This is a genomic window from Enterobacter sp. 22452, assembly GCF_052045065.1.
GTDB lineage: Bacteria > Pseudomonadota > Gammaproteobacteria > Enterobacterales > Enterobacteriaceae > Enterobacter > Enterobacter mori.
Window position 1 is genome coordinate 256,772 of sequence record NZ_JBQEOB010000002.1, and the last position, 19,420, is coordinate 276,191.

Sequence of the window (19,420 nt, forward strand, 5' to 3'; positions counted from 1 at the left end):
GTAGATTAATCTTATATAATGGTATTCCTCTGGCTAAGGAATGAGTCTGATTAAATGAAAAAAATATTACCTATTGCGCTCGTGGTGGTTTCTGTTGGTGCAGTTGCAGGGATAGGCTATACCCGTACTGGCGCCCCGGAATATATCCAGTCGGCAGAATCCCGTGTGGGCTCCTATTTAACCAGCGATTACGGCCGTGTGGCGTGTATTAGCAGCCAAAAGAGCGAGCAGCGTTGGGAATTAGATTGCACCAATCAGGCAAAAGGGAAGTCATTCCAGTTTGCCGTATATCCTTCCGAAAAGGCGCCCTATGGCGTATCACGCTCTTTTTATCTGGAAGCGATTAATGATGACGCTAAACAGAGCGCGGAACAGGGACTGATGCGTTACCTGCAAATAAATACCCAGGCAGGTTAAGCGGTCTGTTTACCTTTCGTTGAGTCTGATGGTGTTAGGTTGTATGGGATCCGCACCCCGGCATGGAATGTCGGGAACGTAGATACCAAAATACAAATCTATCCATGCAAGCATTTACCGCCAGCTAATGGCGGTTTTTTTTTGCCCGTATTCAGCCCGCGCGGGGGAACTGTTTGCGATACCGTGCAGGGGAAAGGGCGTAATGCTGCCGGAAATGGTGCCTCAGGGTAGCGGCCTGGCCAAATCCGGTCTGTTCAGCGATGCTGTCGATGCTTAATTTACTGTTTTCAAGGTAATCTTTGGCGCGCAGCAGGCGTTCATTCAACAGCCAGCGCGTGGGCGTGGTCCCGGTGGCGTCCTGAAAGCGCCGCAGAAAGGTGCGCTGACTCATGCCAACCCGACGCGCCAGGGAGTCCACGGTGTGCGTCAGAGCCAGATGCTGGTGCAGGAAATCAAACAGCTGGCCCAGACGCTGGCTTTCCCGCAGCTGGGCAACTGGACGGCTCAACTGTTGGGTTTGCGAACCGTCCCGATGCGGCGGAATGACCAGACGCCGCGCCACGCGGTTCGCCGCCTCCATTCCGTAATCCCGACGCACCACGTGCAGGCACAAATCGATTCCCGCAGCGCTGCCCGCAGAGGTCAGAATATCGCCTTCGTCCTGATACAGGACATCTTCAACTACGTCGATGGCCGGATAACGGGTTTTAAGCGCCTCAATGTAGCGCCAGTGCGTGGTGGCTTTGCGCCCATTGAGCAGCCCGGTTGCGGCAAGTACAAAGACCCCTGAACAGATGGACAACAGCTGGCACCCGCGCGCGCTGGCCCGGCGTAAGGCATCACAAAGCGCGTCCGGTACGGCGGCGTCAATACCGCGCCAGCCCGGCACGAGGATTAAATCCGCATGTTCAAGCAGGCTCAGATCGCCATCGGCCAGAATACGGATGCCTCCCGTTGCCCGTAACTCGCCTTCATCCACGCCCGCAACCGCAAACCGATACCAGCTCTCGCCCATTTCCGGGCGCGGCAGACCGAAGATTTCCACGGCCACACCAAACTCAAAGGTACACAAACCGTCATAGGCCAGAACGACCACTCTGGCGGGAGAAACCTGTCTTAAGTTTGTCATCTTTTTGCTGTTTTCTGGCATACGCGGACGCATTCACTGGCTGAATTTATGGATAGAGTAGTGTTAACACAAACACCCAAGATGAGGAAGGATCATGAGCTATGTTACTGAAATCCCGGCAGCAGAACCGCAGGAAGCCGTTGCCCATTTTCTGCGTCGGCTGAGCGTCGAGACCGATTGTGCTGACGTGCATCATGCCATTGCAAACAATGAACAGGACTTTGTTTTGCTGCACGTGGTGGGTAAAGCAGAGCAGTTTGCCCGTCGCCACGTCCCCGGCGCGCTGCATTTGCCCTGGAGTCAGATCTCCGCAGAGCGCATGGCGCAATGGCCTGCAGGCACGCTGTTTGTCGTGTACTGCGCCGGGCCTCACTGTAACGGCGCAGACAGGGCTGCGCTTAAGCTCGCACGCCTTGGGCTGCCGGTAAAAATCATGCTCGGGGGGATTACCGGGTGGCAAGACGAAGGGTTCACGTTTGCTCATGAGGGATCGCCCGTTTCGCTGTGAAGATGAATTTTTTTCAACACAGGTGAAATTTTCTCGTTTGCCGGAATGCGGCAGATATGACATCTTTTTTGGACATTTAGACATCCAGAAGTCTAAAAATTCAAATGATGAATTATCACTGTTGGCAACCATTGCCGACAGACAGAGGAGATTTACATGCAGCGACAACACGCCCCGTACCGCGCCGATGTAGTTGGCAGTTTTTTACGCCCGGATACCATCAAGCAGGCTCGCCAGAAATTTGCCAACGGTGAGATTGATGCCGGGCAGCTTCGTGCGGTAGAAGATGAGGCCATCCGCCATGTTGTCGAGCAGCAGTGCGCCTGCGGGCTACACGTCGTCACAGACGGTGAGTTTCGCCGCGCCTGGTGGCATTTTGATTTCTTCGACGGCCTGCAGGGCGTGGAGCGTTACGATTCGCAGCAGGGCATTCAGTTCAACGGCGTGCAGACGAAAGCCCACGGCGTCCGCGTGACGGGCAAACTGGGCTTTGGCGACCACCCGATGCTGGACGATTTCCGCTACCTGAAAAGCATCAGCGGGAACGCGCAGCCGAAGATGACCATTCCAAGCCCGAGCGTGCTGCATTTCCGCGGGGGACGTAAAGACATCGACGCTACGGTTTACCCCGACCTGGCTGATTATTTTGACGATCTGGCGGCCACCTGGCGCGATGCCATCCGCGCGTTTTACGACGCGGGCTGTCGTTATCTGCAGCTGGACGATACCGTCTGGGCTTATCTCTGCTCGGACGACCAGCGCCGTCAGATCCGCGAGCGCGGCGATGATGCCGATGAACTGGCGCGGATCTATGCCCGCGTGCTGAACAAAGCGCTCGAAGGCAAGCCTGACGATCTGACCATCGGGCTGCATGTCTGTCGCGGTAACTTCCGTTCGACCTGGATTTCCGAAGGCGGCTATGAGCCAGTGGCCGAGGTGCTTTTCGGGACGGTCAACGTTGACGCGTTCTTCCTCGAATATGATAACGACCGTAGCGGCGACTTTGCGCCATTGCGTTTCGTGCGTCCGGGCAAGCAGCAGGTGGTACTGGGCCTTATCACCACCAAGAACGGCGAGCTGGAAAACCCGGAAGGGGTGAAGGCGCGTCTGGAAGAAGCGGCGAAATACGTTGCGAAGGAGCAAATCTGCCTTAGCCCGCAGTGCGGCTTTGCCTCGACAGAAGAGGGCAACAGCCTGAGCGAATCCCAGCAGTGGGACAAAGTGCGTCTGGTGACGCAGATCGCCAGCGAAGTCTGGTAAGCCTCCTCCAGCGCTGCATTATAAAAGTGCAGCGCTGATTCATTCTGAGTCGTTCTCTTTACAACCCGCGCCTCATCTCCCGCCATTCCGCTTTCTCCATTCTGGCATCCTTTTTGCTCTCCTGAAGCTGACACCTTGTTTATCTGCGTCCCTGCGGTATCGGACGCTTTCGCACAGCTTTCTTTTCAGGAGTGAAAATATGCACCGTCGTACCTTGTTAAAAGCTTTTGCACTGTCGGCCTCCGTGGTCGCGATGGGAATGAGTTTTGGCGTGCAGGCTGCCGATACCATCAAAGTTGGGATTATGCACTCGCTGTCCGGCACGATGGCGATCTCCGAGACGCCTCTGAAAGACGTTGCCCTGATGACGATTGATGAGATCAACGCCAAAGGCGGCGTGCTGGGCAAGAAACTGGAGCCGGTGGTGGTTGACCCGGCGTCGAACTGGCCGCTGTTTGCCGAAAAAGCCCGTCAGCTCATCAGCCAGGATAAGGTGGCGGTGGTCTTCGGCTGCTGGACGTCGGTGTCGCGCAAATCCGTGCTGCCGGTGTTTGAGGAGCTGAACGGCCTGCTGTTCTACCCGGTTCAGTACGAAGGTGAAGAGATGTCACCGAACGTCTTCTATACCGGTGCGGCGCCGAACCAGCAGGCGATCCCGGCGGTGGAGTACCTGATGAGCGAAGACGGCGGCGCGGCGAAGCGCTTCTTCCTGCTGGGCACGGACTACGTGTATCCGCGCACCACCAACAAGATCCTGCGCGCCTTCCTGCATTCAAAAGGCGTTGAGGATAAAGACATTGAAGAGGTTTACACCCCGTTCGGTCACAGCGATTACCAGACCATCGTAGCCAACATTAAGAAATTCTCCGCAGGCGGTAAAACGGCGGTGGTGTCGACCATCAACGGCGATTCCAACGTGCCGTTCTACAAAGAGCTGGCTAACCAGGGTCTGAAGGCCACCGATGTTCCGGTGGTGGCGTTCTCTGTCGGTGAAGAGGAGCTGCGTGGGATCGACACCAAACCGCTGGTGGGGAACCTGGCGGCGTGGAACTACTTCGAATCCGTGGATAACCCAACCAACCAGACCTTCGTGGCGGATTACAAAGCCTACGCCAAAGCGCACAAGCTGCCGAATGCCGATACCGTCGTAACCAACGATCCGATGGAAGCCACCTATGTGGGCATTCACATGTGGGCGCAGGCCGTCGAAAAAGCAGGCACCACCGACGTGGATAAAGTGCGTGCCGCGATGGCAGGCCAGTCCTTTAAAGCGCCGTCTGGGTTCACGCTCACCATGGATGCCACCAACCACCACCTGCATAAGCCGGTCATGATTGGGGAAATCGAGGGTAACGGCCAGTTTAACGTGGTCTGGCAAACCGACGCGCCGGTGCGCGCCCAGCCGTGGAGCCCGTTCATCGCCGGAAATGACAAAAAGCCTGACCAGCCGATGAAAACCGCCAGTAACTAAGCCATTACCGCAGGGAGAAACGTCATGAACGCCATGCGCATGTTCATCGCTCTTGTATGGCTTACCGGACTGCTGCCAGGGATGGCGCAGGCATCGGATGCCGATAACTTTGTTGCTGCTAACCGTACGCAGCAAGCAGCAATGCTGACCGCGTGGGCGGCTTCACCGGATGCGGCAAGGATGCCGCTGCTTCAGGCGCTGCAAGCTGAAAGCCTGTTTATCGACGGCCAGAAGCATGCCTTTGCCAGGCATGGCGACGAGATGGTGCCGCTCGGGGCGGCAACGGCGGCAGAAGGTGCTACCAAAGCCGTGCGCCTGACCAACCGACTCCGTGTGCTGGCGGCGACTGCCCTGGCGACACATCAACTCATAAGTGACAGTGTCACCGAAAGGCGAGGCGCAGCCCGGCAGCTCCAGCGGGATATCCAGCCAGATATGCTCGGTTTTCTGCAAAAACGGGTCAGTCTCGAAACGGATGATGTGACGCGGCAGTCCCTGCTGCTGGCGCTGGCGAACCTCCAGCTTGTCAGTCCTCAGGCGGAGACCCGTCTTCAGGCTGTTGAGCTGCTGGGGCAATCCGACGACCCGGACGTGCAGGCAAAAATCACGCCGTTTACCCAACCGCAGACGGAGCCGGATGCGAAGGTGCGTGCGGCTGCCGCCGAGAGCCTGAGCCACATTCAGCACCGTCTGATGTGGGGCGACCTGCTTGGGCAAGCATTTATGGGGCTTTCTCTGGGCTCTGTCCTGCTGCTGGCTGCGCTGGGGCTGGCGATCACCTACGGACTGCTTGGCGTCATCAATATGGCGCACGGCGAAATGTTGATGTTAGGGGCGTATGCCACCTGGATGGTGCAGCAGGTGATGGCGCAATTTCTGCCCCAGTGGCTGGCGCTTTATCCGGTTATTGCGCTGCCCGTGGCCTTTTGCCTGACGGCGGGCATCGGGATGATTCTCGAGCGCACGGTGATCCGCCATCTTTACGGACGTCCACTGGAAACGCTGCTGGCGACATGGGGGATCAGCCTGATGCTTATCCAGCTGGTACGCATGACGTTCGGGGCACAAAACCTGGAGGTGGCAAACCCGTTCTGGCTTTCCGGAGGCGTGCAGGTGTTCGCCAACCTGACGCTGCCGTGGAACCGCATTGTGGTGCTGGGCTTTGTGCTGCTGGTGCTGTTCTTCACCTGGCTGATTCTGAACAAAACCCGTCTTGGCCTGAACGTCCGCGCGGTGACCCAAAACCGCAGCATGGCTGCCTGCTGCGGGGTACCTACCGGGCGCGTCGACATGCTGGCATTTGGGCTGGGGTCCGGCATTGCCGGTCTGGGCGGCGTGGCGCTTTCCCAGTTGGGGAACGTGGGGCCGGAGCTGGGCCAGGGCTACATCATCGACTCGTTCCTGGTGGTGGTGTTGGGCGGCGTGGGCCAGCTGGCCGGTAGCGTGGCGGCGGCGTTTGGCCTGGGGATTTTCAACAAAATTCTCGAACCGCAGATGGGTGCGGTACTCGGCAAGATCCTGATTCTGGTGGTGATCGTTCTGTTTATTCAGAAACGCCCTCAGGGACTCTTTGCCTTAAAAGGGAGGGTTACTGACTGATGAGCCAGCCACTTACCTTAACGATGGCGCGTAAAGCGCCGCGCACGACTCAGATTGCGGGCAGCCTGCTGGTGGCGTGTCTGCTGATCTTACCGTTTTTCGCGCTGCTGCCCGCCACGCATCCCCTGGCGCTTTCGACCTGGATGCTGACGCTGATTGGCAAGATCCTCTGCTATGCCATCGTGGCCGTTGCGCTCGATCTGGTGTGGGGATACGCAGGCATGCTCTCGCTGGGGCACGGCATTTTCTTTGCCCTTGGCGGCTATGCGATGGGGATGTACCTGATGCGCCAGGCGGCGGGTGACGGTCTGCCTGCGTTCATGTCCTTTCTCTCCTGGAGCGAGCTGCCGTGGTTCTGGTGGGGCACCCAGCACTTTGCCTGGGCGCTGGTCCTGATTGTGATGGTTCCGGGATTGCTGGCGCTGGTGTTTGGCTGGTTTGCCTTCCGCTCAAAAATCAAAGGGGTCTATTTTTCCATCATGACCCAGGCGCTGACCTACGCGGGCATGCTGCTGTTCTTTCGTAACGAAACCGGTTTTGGCGGTAATAACGGCTTTACCGGTTTTACGACCCTGCTCGGATTTCCGGTGACGGAGACCGCCACGCGCATCGCGCTGTTTCTGGCGACCGTGTTGCTGCTGATTCTGGCATTAGGCACAGGATTTGCGCTGGCGAAAAGCAAGTTTGGCCGCATCCTGACGGCGGTGCGTGACGCGGAAAACCGCCTGACGTTCTGCGGTTACGATCCGCGCGGGTTCAAGCTGCTGGTATGGACGCTGTCCGCGGTGCTGTGCGGTCTGGCGGGGGCGCTGTACGTCCCGCAGGTGGGCATTATCAACCCTGGCGAAATGTCGCCGACCAACTCGATTGAAGCCGCGATCTGGGTGGCGCTGGGCGGGCGCGGCACGCTGGTCGGTCCGGTAATTGGCGCAGCGCTGGTGAACGGTGCCAAGAGCTTCTTCACCGTCGCGATGCCGGAATACTGGCAGCTGTTTCTGGGGCTGATTTTTATCGCCGTCACGCTGTTCTTGCCGCGCGGCGTCTACGGCCTGTTGCGTAAGGGGGAGAAATAATGCAGCCATCTGACGGATTATTCACCCGACAGCTGCCCGGTGACCGCTACCGGGAACAGACCGATCCCGTGTTGCAGCTTGAGGCCATCAACGTCAATTTTGACGGGTTTCAGGCGTTAACGGATCTCACGCTCAATATTGGCGTGGGCGAACTGCGCTGCGTAATTGGGCCTAACGGCGCGGGAAAAACGACGTTAATGGACGTTATCACGGGCAAAACGCGGCCTCAAAGCGGCAAAGCGCGCTATGACCAGTCTGTCGATCTGACCCTGCTCGATCCCGCCGCAATTGCCCGACAGGGGATCGGGCGTAAATTCCAGAAACCCACGGTCTTTGAGGCGCTGACGGTGTGGGAAAACCTCGAAATCGCGATGAAAACCGACAAATCCGTCTGGGCGAGTCTGCGGGCAAAGCTAAACGGCGAACAGGTCGATCGCATTGATGAAATGCTGGTGCTTCTGCGGCTCAGCAGCGAGCGCGACCGCCGCGCCGGGCTGCTTTCTCACGGGCAAAAACAGTTTCTGGAGATCGGTATGCTGCTGGTGCAGGATCCGCATCTGCTGCTGCTGGACGAGCCCGCCGCCGGAATGACGGACGCGGAAACCGAATACACCGCAGAACTGTTCAGAACGCTGGCGGGCAAACACTCTCTGATGGTGGTGGAACATGACATGGGGTTTGTGGAAACCATCGCCGATCGGGTGACGGTGCTGCATCAGGGGCGCGTGCTGGCGGAAGGCTCGCTTCGTGAGGTACAGGCCAACGAGCAGGTGATTGAGGTCTATCTGGGACGCTAAGGAGCCGTAATGCTACAGGTTAACGAACTGAATCAATACTACGGCGGCAGCCACATTCTGCGCGGCGTGAGCTTTCAGGCTCTTCGCGGCGAGGTCACCTGTCTTTTGGGGCGCAACGGCGTCGGTAAAACCACGCTGCTGAAGTGTCTGATGGGGCTGATCCCGGCGAAAAGCGGTGACATCGTCTGGCAGGGCAAGAAAATCACCCACAGCAAGCCGCACCAGCGGGTGCACGCTGGCGTGGCGTATGTCCCGCAGGGGCGTGAGATTTTCCCGCGCTTAACCGTAGAAGAGAATCTGCTGCTGGGGCTGTCACGCTTTCCCGCCCGCGACGCGAAGCAGGTGCCGGATGAGATCTGGCAGCTGTTTCCGGTGTTAAAAGAGATGAAACACCGCCGCGGGGGCGATCTCTCCGGGGGACAACAGCAACAGCTGGCGATAGGACGCGCGCTGGCAAGCCGTCCGCAGCTTCTGATCCTCGATGAACCGACGGAGGGCATTCAGCCATCGGTTATCAAAGAGATTGGGCAGGTGATCCGCTCGCTGGCGGATCGCGGCGATATGGCGATTCTGCTGGTTGAGCAGTTTTACGACTTTGCCGCCGAGCTGGCCGACAGCTATCTGCTGATGTCGCGCGGCACCATTATTCAGCAGGGACGTGGTGAAAATATGGAGCAGGAGGGCGTCCGCGGTCTGGTTGCGATCTGAGATGTTATAATATAACATCCTCATTCTTATAAAACGGAATGAGGGTTTTGTTTTGGCTGCACATAGTGGAAAAATTGCCATGACTCTGGGGGCGCTGCTGGTCAGCGGCCAGCTGTTTGCCCATTCGCACGGTCACCAGATGACCGAGGCGGAACAGAAGGCGGCGAACGGCGTGTTTGAGGATAAAGACGTGAAGGACAGAAAGCTGTCGGACTGGGACGGCACCTGGCAATCCGTCTATCCGTTCCTGTTGGACGGTTCGCTCGATCCGGTATTCAAGAAGAAAGCGGAGAAGGACAACAAATCCGTTGAGGCGGTGAAAGCCTATTACCGGACGGGCTACGCAACGGACGTGGGATCTATCGGCATCGAAAATAACGTGATGGAATTCCACCAGGGGGAAACGGTAAGCCGTTGTCACTACGACTACAGCGGCTACAAAATCCTGACCTACGCCTCGGGGAAAAAAGGCGTTCGCTATCTGTTTGAGTGTAAGGATGCCAGCAGCAAGGCACCGAAGTTTGTTCAGTTCAGCGACCATATCATTGGACCGAAAGCCTCTTCACACTTCCATCTTTTCATGGGCAACACCTCCCACGAGGCGCTGCTGAAAGAGATGGATAACTGGCCGACGTACTACCCGAACGAGATGTACAAAGAACAGGTGGTTGAAGAGATGTTGCACCACTAGCTTTTGCCTGAGCCGGGTGGCGGCTTCGCCTTACCCGGCCTACGATTAGGGTTTTGTAGGTCGGGTAAGCGTAGCGCCACCCGACACGGTATCTTCATTTTTCACGCTCATCCCACGCAAAATCATCAGCCAGGCAATGACGATGGCGGCCATCATAATCACAAACAATGACCAGTGCGGCAGATGGGTCAGGATGAGCCCGGTGATCATCGGGTTCGCCGCCGCGCCCAGCCAGCCCAGCGCCTGGGCGGAGAAATAGCTCGCCTTCATTCCCGGCGGAGCGATGTTGTCGATCAGCATATATTCCCCCGGTGCATAGATAATCTCCCCGAGGGTAAAGATCGCGGCAGCGATGCCCCAGTAAACCAGGTTTTCACCGGAGAGCATAAACCCGCCCAGACCCACGATGAAAAACAGGGTGGCAACGGTCATCAGCGGGCGAATGTTGCTGGCTGAAATTTTACGCCCGAGGGCGTATTGCAGCGTCACCACCACGGCGGCGTTGACGGGGAGCACCACGGCCACCACCTTTTCGGCGAAATCACCGTCCGCGTGCGCGGCAAGCACATACTGCGAAATGCAGGTCGCAAATGATCCCCCGACGTAAGACGCGAGCAGACCAGACAGCGTGTACCAGAACAGGGCGCGGTCTTTCAGCAATACCGACGGTTGCCATGGCGCCTTTTCTTCAGCGGCATCTAACGCAACGCTTTTCTGTACAAAGAAATGGATAAAGCCGAGCGGCAGTGCGGCGCAAAAGGCCGCCAGCCAGAACGGGAGCTGCAGGCTGTACATCACCAGCAGGGTCCCAAGCGGTGGGCCGATCGTCCAGCCGATGTTCAGGAAGCTGTAGTTCAGCGAGAAGACGCGGGCTTTTTCGCTTGAGGTCAGCACATCGGCAAACCAGGCTTTGAGTACCGTTGAAAAAACCGAGTAGGCGCAGTTGATCAGCGCAAAAAACAGGACCACCAGCGTCACGTTATTAACCAGCGGAATGGCCACAAAGCCCGCAATAAACGCCACAATGGCGATCAGCATATAGCGCTTCTTATCAAACTTATCGGCCAGAATGCCAAACCCTAAGCTGAACACGACGCCAATGGTCAGCGCAATGGTCAGCGCATAACCGATATTCTCGACGCTCATGCTATACGCGCGCGTGAGATAAATGGTCATAAACGGCAACGTTGCCCCTCGACCAATTGTTAATAACAATGACGATGCCAGCAGCGCTGCGGTAGAGCGCCTGAGAGATGGTTTCATATTCCTGCCCGACAAATGCTTATGCTTTTTTTGTTGTGTTATAAAAGGAGTATCACGACATAAGGGGCTTGTATAGCGCCTAATTTATCCCTAAGTGCTTCGCCTGACTGCCAGAATTAATGATCTTCTCGTGGTGCTATTTTTTCTGTTACCTTGAAGTGTTAACAAATTATTAATAATTCAGGGGCAGGGTATGACGCGTAAAGACGGGCTGCTGGCGTTGCTGGTGGTCGTAGTGTGGGGGCTTAATTTTGTGGTCATTAAGCTGGGGTTGCACAATATGCCCCCGCTGATGCTGGCCGGTTTACGTTTTATGCTGGTGGCGTTCCCGGCGCTATTTTTCGTGGCGCGTCCAAAAATCCCCCTGAAACTGCTGCTGGGCTACGGCCTGACCATCAGTTTTGGTCAATTTGCGTTTCTCTTCTGCGCCATTAAGTTCGGCATGCCCGCCGGCCTGGCCTCGCTGGTTCTGCAGGCGCAGGCGTTCTTTACCATTATTCTCGGCGCGTTTGTGTTTGGTGAGCGTTTACAGGGTAAACAGCTGGCGGGGATCACGCTGGCGGTGTTTGGCGTGCTGGTGCTGATTGAGGCCAGTCTGAACGGTCAGCATGTGGCCCTGCTGGGCTTTATGCTCACGCTGGCGGCGGGGCTGAGCTGGGCCTGCGGAAACATCTTCAACAAGCTGATTATGCAGCATGAGGCGCGCCCGGCGGTGATGTCTCTGGTGGTGTGGAGTGCGCTGATCCCTGTAATCCCGTTTCTGGCGGCATCGTTTATTCTGGACGGCCCGGACCTGATGCTGAAAAGCCTGGTCGAGATCGATCTCACAACTATCCTGTCGCTGATTTATCTGGCGTTCGTCGCCACGATTATCGGCTATGGCATTTGGGGTTCGCTGCTGGGTCGCTACGAAACCTGGCGGGTGGCGCCGCTGTCTCTGCTGGTACCCGTGGTGGGGCTGGCCAGCGCGGCGTTGCTGCTGGATGAAAAACTCAGCGCGCTGCAGCTCTTGGGGGCGGTGCTGATCATGGGTGGACTCTACATCAACGTGTTTGGTTTGCGCGTGCGTCGGGCGACGCGAGTACGGAATTAGGGCACAAAAAAGCCCCGCAGAGGCGGGGCAAAACGAATCAGAAGCCGTGCTGATTGTAATACGGCACGCCTAATTCGTCGGATTTGTCGCTACCAGCCCCCATATGGTTGAAATCAAAAGGTGACTGGTCATGTGCTGACGGCAAAATCATCGTGTCACGATTATTTTGCTGCGTTGCACTGGGCGTTTGCTCCGCGAAGGTCTGGCTGGAAAACAGCACCAGCAAGGCGAGGGCGGCGGAGACGGTAACTTTCATGATTTCCTCGGTACGTCTTTACAGGCGTTGTTTAACTACAGTGTTTTAACGGATAGAGATATCGGGATTCACCCGGCATGCTGGTGATACGATACTTATGAGGCGGCACATCAAAGTAGTTCTTAAACGTGCGCGTCAGGGTTTGTTGCGATTCAAATCCGTAACGCTCCGCCAGATAAAGGATCGGCTCATTGCTTTCTTTCAGTTTTTGGGCAATCTCCGTCAGCTTGCGGCTGCGAATATATTGACCTAATGAATGACCGGTCTCTTTTTTGAACATCCGTTGCAGGTGCCATTTTGAGTAACCTGAACGCTCTGACACTTTTTCAAGGGAGAGCGGCGATTCCAGGTTGTCCTCGATCCAGTCCAAAATGCTATGAATGGTGATAGCGTCAGTATTGCGTCTGGACATCGTCATACCTCTTTTTCTGTTTACGGCAGTATTTTCTTAAGCAAAAGCTCAAGCGTTGCCACTTCATCTGCCGTTAAGTTTTTTGTTAGTTCCTGATGCAGTGTTTGTCCTACGAGTTGATGACATTGCTCACACATGGCCGCGCCGTCGCTGGTCAGTTTGATCAGCACGCCGCGTTTGTCATTCGGATTAGGGCTTCGTTCTATCCATCCTTTGCAGACGAGACGATCCAACATGCGGGTTAACGCACCCAGATCGACAGAGAGCACCTTTTTAAGCTCAACCGGCGTGATACACACTTCGCAGCGAATGGAACACAGCACTTTGAACTGTGTTGCGGTGATATCCAGCGGTGACAGATAGTCATTGAGCAGGCGATCTTTTTTCTGGTTAACCATGTGAATAAGACGGCCCAGTGGAATGATGTCGTTAAAGAGATCGCTGGTGCTTTTCACAATGGTTGCCCTGGCAAGTAGTTTAGTCACGGCAGATATTATTGCTCAGGCAAGTATAAGTCAACTGAATGAATCGACGGATGCCACGAATTGCTAAAACGTTTCATGAACTTTTTTTGAGTGCTTTCAAATCATATACATAACGCAGGGTTATCATTGCAGTGAGAAAATAATGGTTACGTTGTGGTCATGGCTGAAGGTCACACTTTCACCCTATAATTGCGGGGATGAATATGGATAAGGATAACGACGCACTATGTTGGATTTGATTAAAGCAATTGGCCTCGGGCTGGTGGTGTTGCTGCCGCTGGCGAACCCGTTAACGACGGTGGCGCTGTTTCTGGGGCTGGCAGGGAACATGAACAGCGCAGAGCGCAATCATCAGTCGATGATGGCCTCTGTGTATGTGTTTGCCATCATGATGGTGGCTTATTACGCCGGACAGCTGGTGATGAACACCTTTGGGATTTCGATTCCCGGCCTGCGTATCGCCGGGGGGCTGATTGTGGCCTTTATCGGGTTCCGTATGCTGTTCCCCGCGCAAAAAGCGCATGAATCACCGGAAGCGACCAGCAAATCCGAAGAGCTGGAAACAGAGCCCAGCGCGAATATTGCTTTTGTCCCGTTAGCGATGCCGAGTACGGCGGGGCCGGGTACGATTGCGATGATCATCAGCTCCGCCTCAACGGTGCGTGATAGCTCCACCTTCCCGGACTGGGTACTGACGGTTGCGCCACCGCTGATTTTCGCGCTTATCGGTATTATCGTGTGGGCGTCGCTGCGCAGTTCCGGTGCGATTATGCGCTGGGTAGGAAAGGGCGGGATTGAAGCGATTTCCCGTCTGATGGGCTTCCTTCTGGTCTGTATGGGCGTGCAGTTTATTATTAACGGCGTGCTGGAAATTATTAAGACCTATCATTGAGGTCATTGCCGGGTGGCGGCTTCGCTTGCACGGGCCTACGGGTTTTGTAGGCCGGGTAAGGCGAAGCCGCCACCCGGCACAAACAAACCTCACCCGTGCTGACCCTGTTCCTCGAGCGCCACCGGCCATTTACGGAAGATCAGCAGCGACCAGATAAGCGCCACCAGCGCAGGGATCGCCCCCAGATAGCCAATCGCCGACATCGACACATGCAGGCTAATCTGATTTCCCAGCAGTGCGCCCGCCCCAATCCCCAGATTGAAAATTCCCGAGAAGAGCGACATCGCGACGTCCGTGGCATCCGGTGCCAGCGCCAGCACTTTCACCTGCATGCCCAGACCGATAATCATGATTGCTACGCCCCAGAACAGGCTGAGGATCGCCAGATGGCTTTCGCTGCCCGCGGCAGGCATCAGCAACAGCAGGCACGCCAGCAGCAGGCCAATGGCGCTGCTCACCAGCGTAGACGCATGCTGGTTGCCGAGCTTACCAAACAGAATACTGCCGATAATGCCCGCGCCGCCCAGAATCAGCAGCAGAACCGTGGCGAAATTGGCGCTAAAGCCCGCCACAACCTGCACAAACGGCTCAATGTAGCTGTAGGCCGTGTAATGGGCGGTTACTACAATCACCGTAAGCAAATAAATGCTCATCAGCGCCGGGCGACGCATCAACAGCGGCAGGCTTTTCAGCGAGCCGGAATGTTCGCTCGGCAATGTTGGCAGCAGCTTGATGAGGCAGACCAGCGTGATCAGCGCCCCCATGCCGATGGCAAAGAAGGTGGTACGCCAGCCGAAGTATTGCCCGACAATGCGGCCAATCGGCAGGCCGAGCACCATCGCCAGCGCGGTACCGGTGGCAATCAGGCTCAGCGCCTGCGCGCGTTTCCCCGCCGGAGCCAGGCGAATAGCGAGCGACGCGGTAATCGACCAGAACACCGCATGGGCAAAGGCAATACCAATGCGGCTAACGACCAGCACCGTAAAATTCCATGCCATAAATGACAGCACATGGCTGGCGATGAAGACCACAAACAGGCCAATCAGCAGCTTTCGCCGCTCCATCTGGCTGGTCAGCAGCATAAACGGCAGCGACATCAGCGCCACCACCCAGGCGTAGATGGTCAACATAATGCCCACCTGCGCCGTCTCCATCTGGAAGCTGTCGGCTATGTCAGACAACAGCCCAACCGGAACAAATTCAGTGGTATTGAAAATAAACGCAGCGATGGCGAGCGTGACCACACGTAGCCACGCGACCCTGCGGGAAACCGTGTTTGTTGTCATAAAGATGTCTGGGATTGGTTAACGATGAGGAGACGATCTTAAAGCTTTAAACGGCGAAAACTCAACCATAATGTGACCTCAATCACAAAATTTACCGTACCACAGCGGTAGCGGCGGGCGAGGTTTTCCGTGAAGATAAAGAACAACACAACGATAACAGGCGGTAAGTCGATGCAGGAGATTGATTTTTATCTGGTAGATGCGTTTAGTGATACCTCATTTGGTGGCAATCCGGCGGCGGTTTGCCCGCTTAAGGCATGGCTACCGGATGAGACGTTACTCAGCATGGCGCAGCAGCATAACCAGTCCGAAACCGCGTTCTTCGTGTGCAGTAAAGGCGGGATTGAGCTGCGCTGGTTTACCACCTTAACCGAGGTCAATCTCTGCGGACATGCGACGCTTGCCGCTGCGTATGTGCTGTTTAACGAGCTGGACTACCCGGACTCGCGCATTCACTTTGAGACCGCCTCGGGCCGTCTGACGGTCAGCCGGGAAGGTGACTGGATGACGCTCGATTTCCCGGCCTGTCCGACGCAGGAATTGGCGCCGCCGCCAGAGATGCTCGCCGCGCTGGGGATCAACCGCTACGTTGAGGCCCGAAAGGGGCGCGCCTGGGTGGTGGTGCTGGAAAATCGTGAGCTGGTGGAAGCCGTGACGCCAAACTATTCCGCGATGACGCCAGGTGAACACAAGGTTGCCGTCACCGCGCGTGGGGAGGGTGAGTACGATTTCGTCAGCCGCTTCTTCTCACCGGGGGTTGCCGTACCTGAAGATCCTGTCACCGGCTCTGCGCATACGATGCTCATTCCTTACTGGAGTGAGACGCTGGGAAAAACGACGCTGTTTGCGCGTCAGGTGTCGGCCCGTGGCGGTGATGTGCGCTGCGAACTGAAAGGCTCGCGCGTGATGATGAGCGGCCAGGCATCACTATATTTGAAAGGCACAGTATTTCTGCGCTAGAAAAAAAGAGGAAGAGACCATGCAGGAAATTGATTTTTATCTGGTAGATGCCTTCAGCGACAGGGCGTTTGGTGGCAATGCGGCGGCGGTTTGCCCGCTGGAAGAGTGGCTTCCGGATGAGACGCTGCTCAACATGGCGAAGCAGCATAACCAGTCGGAAACGGCCTTCTTCGTGCGTACGGATAACGGCTTTGAGCTGCGCTGGTTTACCACGCTTGATGAAATTAACCTCTGCGGACATGCGACGCTGGCGGCGTCCCACGTCATTTTTGAATATCTCGACTACCCGCATACCGAAATCACCTTCTCGACGCGTTTTGTTGGCGACCTGACGGTGAAGCGCAACGGAGACTGGCTGACGCTCAATTTCCCGGCATGGTCGACGGAGGTTGTCGATAATCCGCCCGCGTTACTCTTCAGCGCGCTGGGCATCAGCGGTGCGAAAGAGGTCCGCGCAGGGCGCGATTACATGGTGGTGCTTGAAAGCCAGCAGCAGGTGGAAGCCTTAACGCCGGATATCGCGGCAATGATCCCGCTGGATAAAATGGTCTGCGTCACGGCACCGGGGGACTCGTATGACTTTGTTAGCCGCTTCTTTTGTCCGGGTGAAGGCGTGCCGGAAGATCCGGTGACGGGATCGGCGCACAGCATGTTGATTCCGTACTGGAGCGAAAAACTGGGTAAAACGTCACTGAATGCCCGCCAGGTGTCAGCCCGTGGCGGGGATCTGCGCTGCGAGTTAAGGGGTGACCGCGTGCTGATTGGCGGGCAGGCGACGCTGTATCTGAAAGGACGGATCTTTTTGCGCTAGCTGAGCGATGCGCCGCCGCAGATCGCAATCTCTTGCCCGGTAATGGCGGCGGCGTCTTCGCTCAACAGGAAGTTGACCAAGCCGGCGACCTCTTCTGGCCTGATAAGCCTCCCTAACGGCGGACATTTCGGCGGGGAGGTTTCCCGCCCCGGCGAACTGAGCATTGGCGTTTGGGTTGCACCGGGAGCGACCACGTTCGCGGTAATCCCTCGTGGGGCCAGTTCGGCGGCCCAGCTTCTGATCATCCCAACCATTGCCGCTTTGGTGGCGACATACTGTGAACGTCCGGCTGCGCCGCGTGACGTTCTGCTGCCTATCGCCACCAACCGTCCTCCGGACGCCATGCGGGGTGCGAAGTGGTTAAACAGCACTTCACACGCCTGCACGTGCAGTCGCCAGAGCGCGTCCCCCGTAGCAGACTCCAGCAGCCCCAGAGGCGCGGCAGCCATCATTCCGGCAGCATGGATCACCGCGTGAGGCGGAGGGAGGGGCTGCAGTACGGCCATCAGCGCATCAGGCATGCTGATATCAACGCTCAGACTGGTGAAGTTGGGCGTTTCCAGCGTGACGGGGCGTCGGCTTAGTCCGGTCACCTGCCAGCCTTCAGCCAGCAGACGTTTAACGATCGCCTCACCAATGCCCGAGCTGGCTCCGGTAACGACAGCATGGCGCATCTCAAACCTCCAGCATCGTGCGGGGAATTTTGAAGACCGCTTTACGCACGGTCATGGGCGACCCGGCAGCACAGAGCGCCTGATGGGGCTCACCAGGGTAAAAGACGGCAAAATCACCCGCACCGAGACGGATAGCGACGCTGTGTTCAGCGGCGGAGGCAATAAACAGATCCGGCTTGCACTCTTCATCACCCGGCTGCCCAACGGGAAGTGCGCCGGCGTGAATATATTCTTCACCTGCTAACACAACCTGAATATCTGCCCACTGGTGATGGTACTCGGTGTGCCGCTCGTTACGCGGCTGCGTCCGGGCAGGCCCGATATGGCAAAACCAGTCGCTATTCTCCGGTTGCCAGCGACCATCCGCGCGCGCCATAAGCGCCGGGAGCGTGCACTCCGGGCGGGAAAGCAGGGCGTATAACGCCGACGGTAGCCCTGCCAGTGGCAGGGCGTTGAGATGCCCGATAATCATATTAGCCCCTTGACCCATTCTGGCGTCACCCGCACGTATTTGATGGCCTGACGGAAGTAGGTGTAAGCGATATGAAGATTGCCTTCAGATCCCTGTTTGATGCTGGGATAGGAAAATTCGCGATTGAGTTTTTCCATGGAGTTGTTGGTCATACAGTAACCATCCCCCTCGTCCAGGTTACGCTGCCACGGCCAGCTTTTCCCGCCGTCCGGCGAGATGGCGACGGTCATCGGCGCACGCGGCGCTCCCCAGAAGGCTGCCCGACCGTGGGTGACGACCGGCTCTTTACGGCCATCGCCATCATCAATTTCATCGTAGAGTGACGCCCGGCGCTCGAGCGCACCGGCGGCGCTCATGTGATTGAACACCAGCGCCAGTTCACCGCTCGAAAGCGTCGTTACCTGAATGGAGGAGTTGTTATTGGGGAGCGTCGTCGGCTCCGGTACGGACCAGCTTTCGCCGCCGTCCGTTGACTGGCTGTAATAAATATTGTCCGCCCAGCGGCTGCGGAACAGCGCCACCAGGGTGCCGTTGTGAAGCGGGGTAATATTCATATGCACGGAGCCCAGGCTTTCGGGCACCACAACATCACGCCAGGTTTTTCCGCGATCCTCCGAGATTTTCACCGCGCTGATATCGTCGTTACCTACCCATTTCTCCCCCGGCAGGGTACGGCAGTAAAACACCGGTAGCAGCCAGTTGCCGTTTTCCAGCACCACTATCGGCTGGCGGATAAAGGTGCCCGGTTTATCGAGAAGAGTATCAATCTCGCCCCAGGTTTGACCCAAATCCAGTGACTGGCGATAGCGCACAATCGCCGTGTCCTGATTACCGGAAATCTGGGCGGTCCACAGCAGCCACAGCACGTTGTCCGGGGCAAGGAAGAGGACCGGGTTTTGCTCAGAGCGCGTCGCGTCGTCCGAGAGTTTGACCGCGTCGCTCCACTGCTGGCTGCCCTGTGTCAGGCGTGAACCCCATACGGAGATATCCGCAATGCCTTCCTGCGTCCCCCCGAACCAGACGCACATTAGCGCGCCATCCGGCAGCGGCAGCAGGTTTGCCGCATGGTTTTGTGGGCAAGAGGAAGGCAGCATGGCTGTCTCCATGTAAATGTCCTGCGGGTGCGGACGAACAATCCCGTCGCGGGTTACGGTTACAGACAT

The 19,420-nt window shown here is 56.9% G+C and carries 22 protein-coding genes; 13 read left to right on the forward strand and 9 right to left on the reverse strand.

The window, feature by feature from the left end:
* Positions 1–54 precede the first annotated feature (54 nt).
* On the forward strand, positions 55–417 hold the full coding sequence (locus ACTJJA_RS06405) for a hypothetical protein (protein ID WP_010431056.1): 363 nt from the start codon (positions 55–57) through the stop codon (positions 415–417).
* A 151-nt stretch (positions 418–568) separates the two neighbouring features.
* On the opposite strand, the gene ftrA is transcribed toward ACTJJA_RS06405, so the two are convergent.
* Positions 569–1,567, reverse strand: a complete 999-nt coding sequence (gene ftrA / locus ACTJJA_RS06410; protein ID WP_440666884.1) for a transcriptional regulator FtrA — start codon at positions 1,565–1,567, stop codon at positions 569–571.
* Between the two features lie 73 nt (positions 1,568–1,640).
* On the opposite strand from ftrA, the gene ACTJJA_RS06415 reads away from it, so the two are divergent.
* The 8 genes from ACTJJA_RS06415 to zinT all read left to right on the forward strand — a co-directional run bounded on the left by ACTJJA_RS06415 (position 1,641) and on the right by zinT (position 9,653).
* The gene (locus ACTJJA_RS06415) at positions 1,641–2,054 is read left to right on the forward strand and encodes a rhodanese-like domain-containing protein (protein WP_421512266.1); all 414 of its coding nucleotides are present in this window, start codon (positions 1,641–1,643) and stop codon (positions 2,052–2,054) included.
* A gap of 156 nt (positions 2,055–2,210) precedes the next feature.
* Positions 2,211–3,314: a cobalamin-independent methionine synthase II family protein gene (locus tag ACTJJA_RS06420; protein ID WP_440666886.1), complete on the forward strand. Its 1,104-nt coding sequence runs from the start codon at positions 2,211–2,213 to the stop codon at positions 3,312–3,314.
* A gap of 199 nt (positions 3,315–3,513) precedes the next feature.
* Positions 3,514–4,785: an urea ABC transporter substrate-binding protein gene (gene urtA, locus ACTJJA_RS06425; RefSeq protein ID WP_089598465.1), complete on the forward strand. Its 1,272-nt coding sequence runs from the start codon at positions 3,514–3,516 to the stop codon at positions 4,783–4,785.
* A 24-nt stretch (positions 4,786–4,809) separates the two neighbouring features.
* Positions 4,810–6,384, forward strand: a complete 1,575-nt coding sequence (urtB, locus tag ACTJJA_RS06430) for an urea ABC transporter permease subunit UrtB (RefSeq protein ID WP_440666888.1) — start codon at positions 4,810–4,812, stop codon at positions 6,382–6,384.
* Complete coding sequence (gene urtC, locus ACTJJA_RS06435; RefSeq protein WP_010431075.1) at positions 6,384–7,457, forward strand: urea ABC transporter permease subunit UrtC; 1,074 nt, start codon at positions 6,384–6,386, stop codon at positions 7,455–7,457. The genes urtB and urtC overlap by 1 nt, the downstream gene beginning before the upstream one ends.
* Entirely contained in the window at positions 7,457–8,254 is a 798-nt protein-coding gene (gene urtD, locus ACTJJA_RS06440) for an urea ABC transporter ATP-binding protein UrtD (RefSeq protein ID WP_010431077.1), read from the forward strand. Before urtC ends, urtD begins: the two co-directional genes overlap by 1 nt.
* A gap of 9 nt (positions 8,255–8,263) precedes the next feature.
* Positions 8,264–8,962 carry an urea ABC transporter ATP-binding subunit UrtE gene (urtE, locus tag ACTJJA_RS06445; protein ID WP_440666890.1) on the forward strand — a complete coding sequence of 233 codons (699 nt, stop codon included), beginning with the start codon at positions 8,264–8,266 and terminating at the stop codon, positions 8,960–8,962.
* Between the two features lie 52 nt (positions 8,963–9,014).
* Positions 9,015–9,653, forward strand: coding sequence for a metal-binding protein ZinT (gene zinT, locus ACTJJA_RS06450; RefSeq protein ID WP_440666891.1), 639 nt, complete (start codon positions 9,015–9,017; stop codon positions 9,651–9,653).
* 45 nt (positions 9,654–9,698) lie between these two features.
* Here the strand turns inward: zinT and ydeE are convergent, their stop codons facing one another.
* Positions 9,699–10,958: an efflux MFS transporter YdeE gene (gene ydeE, locus ACTJJA_RS06455; RefSeq protein ID WP_440667703.1), complete on the reverse strand. Its 1,260-nt coding sequence runs from the start codon at positions 10,956–10,958 to the stop codon at positions 9,699–9,701.
* 151 nt (positions 10,959–11,109) lie between these two features.
* Between ydeE and eamA the strand changes: the two genes are divergently transcribed.
* Complete coding sequence (gene eamA, locus ACTJJA_RS06460; RefSeq protein WP_440666893.1) at positions 11,110–12,009, forward strand: O-acetylserine/cysteine exporter; 900 nt, start codon at positions 11,110–11,112, stop codon at positions 12,007–12,009.
* 37 nt (positions 12,010–12,046) lie between these two features.
* Here eamA and marB read toward each other — a convergent pair whose 3' ends face one another.
* From marB to marR, 3 genes are read right to left on the reverse strand one after another with little or no spacing between them, the layout of a single operon-like run.
* Complete coding sequence (marB, locus tag ACTJJA_RS06465) at positions 12,047–12,265, reverse strand: multiple antibiotic resistance protein MarB (protein WP_010431092.1); 219 nt, start codon at positions 12,263–12,265, stop codon at positions 12,047–12,049.
* 31 nt (positions 12,266–12,296) lie between these two features.
* Positions 12,297–12,677 carry an MDR efflux pump AcrAB transcriptional activator MarA gene (gene marA, locus ACTJJA_RS06470; protein ID WP_001303241.1) on the reverse strand — a complete coding sequence of 127 codons (381 nt, stop codon included), beginning with the start codon at positions 12,675–12,677 and terminating at the stop codon, positions 12,297–12,299.
* 20 nt (positions 12,678–12,697) lie between these two features.
* Positions 12,698–13,132: a multiple antibiotic resistance transcriptional regulator MarR gene (gene marR / locus ACTJJA_RS06475; RefSeq protein WP_010431103.1), complete on the reverse strand. Its 435-nt coding sequence runs from the start codon at positions 13,130–13,132 to the stop codon at positions 12,698–12,700.
* Positions 13,133–13,388: 256 nt separating this feature from the next.
* Between marR and ACTJJA_RS06480 the strand changes: the two genes are divergently transcribed.
* Positions 13,389–14,054 carry a MarC family NAAT transporter gene (locus ACTJJA_RS06480; protein ID WP_100166675.1) on the forward strand — a complete coding sequence of 222 codons (666 nt, stop codon included), beginning with the start codon at positions 13,389–13,391 and terminating at the stop codon, positions 14,052–14,054.
* A gap of 89 nt (positions 14,055–14,143) precedes the next feature.
* On the opposite strand, the gene ACTJJA_RS06485 is transcribed toward ACTJJA_RS06480, so the two are convergent.
* On the reverse strand, positions 14,144–15,340 hold the full coding sequence (locus ACTJJA_RS06485) for a sugar transporter (RefSeq protein ID WP_126816494.1): 1,197 nt from the start codon (positions 15,338–15,340) through the stop codon (positions 14,144–14,146).
* 171 nt (positions 15,341–15,511) lie between these two features.
* Here ACTJJA_RS06485 and ACTJJA_RS06490 point away from each other — a divergent pair, with 171 nt between their 5' ends.
* Positions 15,512–16,300, forward strand: coding sequence for a PhzF family phenazine biosynthesis protein (locus tag ACTJJA_RS06490; protein ID WP_440666895.1), 789 nt, complete (start codon positions 15,512–15,514; stop codon positions 16,298–16,300).
* Positions 16,301–16,319: 19 nt separating this feature from the next.
* The gene (locus tag ACTJJA_RS06495) at positions 16,320–17,111 is read left to right on the forward strand and encodes a PhzF family phenazine biosynthesis protein (protein WP_440666897.1); all 792 of its coding nucleotides are present in this window, start codon (positions 16,320–16,322) and stop codon (positions 17,109–17,111) included.
* Here ACTJJA_RS06495 and ACTJJA_RS06500 read toward each other — a convergent pair.
* Genes ACTJJA_RS06500 through ACTJJA_RS06510 form a run of 3 tightly spaced genes read right to left on the reverse strand, consistent with a single transcriptional unit; the run spans position 17,108 to position 19,420 of the window.
* The gene (locus ACTJJA_RS06500; protein WP_440666899.1) at positions 17,108–17,785 is read right to left on the reverse strand and encodes an SDR family NAD(P)-dependent oxidoreductase; all 678 of its coding nucleotides are present in this window, start codon (positions 17,783–17,785) and stop codon (positions 17,108–17,110) included. The two genes, ACTJJA_RS06495 and ACTJJA_RS06500, sit on opposite strands and share 4 nt — an antisense overlap.
* Position 17,786: 1 nt before the next feature.
* Complete coding sequence (locus ACTJJA_RS06505; protein WP_440666900.1) at positions 17,787–18,257, reverse strand: YhcH/YjgK/YiaL family protein; 471 nt, start codon at positions 18,255–18,257, stop codon at positions 17,787–17,789.
* On the reverse strand, positions 18,254–19,420 hold the full coding sequence (locus ACTJJA_RS06510; protein ID WP_440666902.1) for a sialidase family protein: 1,167 nt from the start codon (positions 19,418–19,420) through the stop codon (positions 18,254–18,256). The genes ACTJJA_RS06505 and ACTJJA_RS06510 overlap by 4 nt, the downstream gene beginning before the upstream one ends.